General features: G+C 40.3%; 1 protein-coding gene. It reads left to right on the top strand.

The window, feature by feature from the left end; genetic code table 11:
• A partial coding sequence (locus HC026_RS12395; protein ID WP_168926207.1) for a transposase occupies positions 1-581 on the top strand: 581 nt, incomplete at both ends.

Genomic DNA, 581 nt, shown 5'->3' on the forward strand with positions numbered 1-581 from the left:
ACTAACAACGCTGATGAGACCATGAGTTTTGAAATGATGGATGCCGACACACACGAATTTATCGACTTACTGCCATTCCGATCAATTTTCAAGCTGCAGCGTCATTTTAGACATTACACCGAAGACGCACGACAAAGAGTCAAGATTATCGTTACCGATATGAACTATACTTACCCTAAATTGGTCGGTACTGTTTTTCCCAATGCGATTGTCCTCATTGATCGATTTCATATTATAAATGCCCTCAATCGGGCATTTACGAAGACCAGAATCCGTATTATGAAAGGCATGTCCGCCTCCTCTCACGAATACCGAGCTTTAAAACGTTACTGGAAGTTATTATTACAGCCAGCAGAAGATGTTGACTATACTAACTATCATAAATGGACTAGTTTTTCACACATGCTCTGTGCTAAAGACGTCGTAGATCAGTTATTAAGTATTGATCCGGAGCTCGAGGCAACATATCAAGTTCTGAATAGTCTACGTTACGCTTTGAAGACCAATAACTGGAATAACTACAATGCCACTTTTTGGCATACAGATGGTATCTCGCCAGAGATGCAATCCACTTTAGAAAC

The sequence above is a fragment of the Secundilactobacillus angelensis genome (assembly GCF_012641075.1).
GTDB lineage: Bacteria > Bacillota > Bacilli > Lactobacillales > Lactobacillaceae > Secundilactobacillus > Secundilactobacillus angelensis.